Below are 2,718 nucleotides of genomic sequence, written 5' to 3' on the forward strand. Positions count from 1 at the left end.
ACCCACCACCAGCCCCACGCGCAGCCGCCGCAGCCGGCCCCCCAACCACCGGCGGCTCCGCCAGCCGAACGGCCGCCAACACATCCAAAATCCCCGCCCCATACCGATCGTCCCGAGCAGCCCCCCGCATAGCAGCAGGCTTATCAGCCGTACTCTCCAACGCCGCAACCACCTGCACAGCGCTCCACCGCGGATGCGCACTCCGCACCAAAGCAGCCGCAGCAGAAACATAGGCGGTAGCCTCCGACGTCCCATCGGAATACCCCACCCGCCCCTGATTGTCATCCCGCAAGATATGAACCCCAGGCGCGACCAAGGCCACATCAGCCCCACTGTTCGACTGGCTCCACACAGCCCCCGAACTATCAATCGCGCCTACCCCAACCACCCCAGGCCACGCCGCAGGGTAGTACTGCTGCGAGGTGCCATCGTTTCCAACTGCCGCAACAACGACGACATCATGGTCGAGCGCATCCTGAACAGCTTTGTGGATTTCTTGATCGTTGAAGCTGTCTGTAAGGGCCATATTGATTACGCCAGCTCCATGTGATACCGCATATTCGACGGATGGTGCGAGCCCAAACGTAAAACCCGAACTTGATCCGTCGGAAGCGCGGATTGGGAGAATTGAAGCTTCTGGGGCTAGCCCTTCCGTGCCTCGTCCGTCGCTATCTGAGCCGACGATTAAGCTGACCTCTCCTGTGCCGTGGCCAAAGGCGTCGGTGTCGATATGACCCTCGCCAGTCGAAACTCCCTCATGTCCAGAGAAGTCGGCCCCGGGAAGCAGATGTTCTGACAGATCGGCATTGGGTTGAACGCCGGTGTCGACAACAGCGATCCTGATCCCCGAGCCGCGCGTAATGGTCCATGTCTTATCCGCTTTGAGGAAATCGAGCGACCACTGTGATCTAATAGATGCGCCAGCATCAGTCGCCGACGTGAGCGCGCAAACAACAACTAGCGTAGCTCGAGCCAGTCTGGAGTGATGATGCCATCTGGGGGCGCGGCGATTGTGTCGGGCAGCCATGCGCTTTTTCGCTCTTTAAGGTAAGTCGGGCGAAGGCCTCGATTTTCACGTTCTCGGTATGTCGATACTGATCCGACGCCGCTATACGGTGGAATTATTGTAGAGGCGTCTTCGTTCGTGATATCTGACGGAAAGTTGCCTGCTGGCTTGGATGGTGGTGAAGTCTGATCTCCGGAGATGGGAAGCGGGTGATAATCAGATTCTCCGAACGAGGTGAGGTCATCTGTTTCGGAAGATGAATCCGTGCGATCCCGACTTCTCTTTGAGGCGGCGCCCTGCGTCTGGCTATCCTGTCGACTCATTCTGCAAGATTTGTTGTCGACGTGAAATTCGCTAGGCTCTCCTGGCTCAAGTCCTTCTCTGATTAGCCCCGAGGGTGGCTCGTCTCTGGGGGATTCGTTTGGGGCTTCAATTGTGGCGGTCCAGGGCGAGGGTAGTGGACCTTTTTCGGTATCAGGCTCTCTGGTGTAGAGATTAGACTCCGTATTGCGTGTCGCGGTAAGCGCTTCTGGGTGAAGACTGATGACTGACTCGTCCCGAATCCGTACTCTATCTGTGGATGGCGGTAAATTGGCCGAATTCATCCGTCGCGAGAATTCGCGTAGCTTGCCGATTGATTCCCCTCTACTTTGTCGTAGGCTTCTAGTGAACCCTTCCTTTTTAAGGGGGGCTGCTGCACTCGGCGGTGTGGCGAATAATTTGCCTTCATTCGGCGTGGCCTCGCTTGCTGTGGATTGATGGCCAGGTGCTAAAGTCTCGAAGTCTTCGCCGCGAGAAAGAATGGTTGCGGTCAGCTGTCCGCGGGTTTCTACGTACTGCGCGGCGATGCCGTTGACGATTTGCACCGCCTGCTCGTGCGCAGCCTGGTAGCTGGCGTCCTGTCGCGCAGCTTCAAGGGCCTCGAACGGTGTCGTGGGGCGCTGCACTACATCGGTGATGCCGGGTTCTGGCACCTGTGGAACATTCATCATCTGATGTTGCTGTTCCGCGACGACCTGGGCGCATCGGCCGACGGCGGTGGCTGCGCCCGTGGCGCTGTCGTGGAACTCTCGTGCCTCCGCAGCGGCGCGTCCCAGCGTGGCCGCCGCCTGATCGGCGGCCGGCCCTTTCCACCAGTTGGGCAAGTCGGCCTGGGCGTGGGTCAGGAGATCCGCCACCTCGCCGACGCGGTCGGCGAGGGCGCGGAAGGACTGCGGCATTGCCTGCATCGTCCCGACCTGTGGTGACGATGCCAGGCTGCGTAGCTCGTCGAGTGTGAAGCCGCTGTAGGCGAACTGACCTTCGCTCACGGTGTCCCTCCGCCCGCGCTTCCGCCCTCGGCCACCCGCAGGATGGCAGCTGCGACCGCCTCGTCAGCTGCGCTGTACCTTTCGCGCGTCTGGTCGGCGTATGTCGTCATGGCGGTGACCGTTTCGTGGATGCGGTGGTACCAGTCCTCCAGGCGGCGGACCATGTCGGCGTGGGTGTCGCCTAGGGGGCTGGCTTCGTTCAGCAGTCCATATACATATGTGGCGGTGTCGCCTTTCTCCACGCGCCACGCCGCGGGGCCTGTGTGGAGGGTGGGGTCGATGGTGGGCCAGTGGTGGGCGTGGGTTGCGCCGAGGGTGGTTTCTAGGTCCGCCAGGGCTTTGCGGAGGGCTGTCAGGTGTTCTAGGCAGATGCGGAAGGTGTGGGTGGTGCTGCTCATGGGG

At 60.7% G+C, this 2,718-nt stretch carries 3 protein-coding genes; all 3 read right to left on the minus strand.

Translation table 11 applies throughout. From position 1 onward, the window contains the following. A partial coding sequence (locus GWK61_RS61330; protein WP_194922164.1) for a S8 family serine peptidase occupies nt 1–1,027 on the minus strand: 1,027 nt, incomplete at its 3' end. After that, nucleotides 958–2,316 carry a WXG100 family type VII secretion target gene (locus GWK61_RS53805; protein ID WP_194922165.1) on the minus strand — a complete coding sequence of 453 codons (1,359 nt, stop codon included), beginning with the start codon at nt 2,314–2,316 and terminating at the stop codon, nt 958–960. The genes GWK61_RS61330 and GWK61_RS53805, both read right to left, overlap by 70 nt. Then, nucleotides 2,313–2,718, minus strand: a 406-nt coding sequence (locus GWK61_RS53810; protein WP_194922166.1) for a hypothetical protein, incomplete at its 5' end; no start/stop codon positions are given. The genes GWK61_RS53810 and GWK61_RS53805, both read right to left, overlap by 4 nt.

Source organism: Catenulispora rubra (assembly GCF_015356825.1).
GTDB classification, from domain to species: domain Bacteria; phylum Actinomycetota; class Actinomycetes; order Streptomycetales; family Catenulisporaceae; genus Catenulispora; species Catenulispora rubra.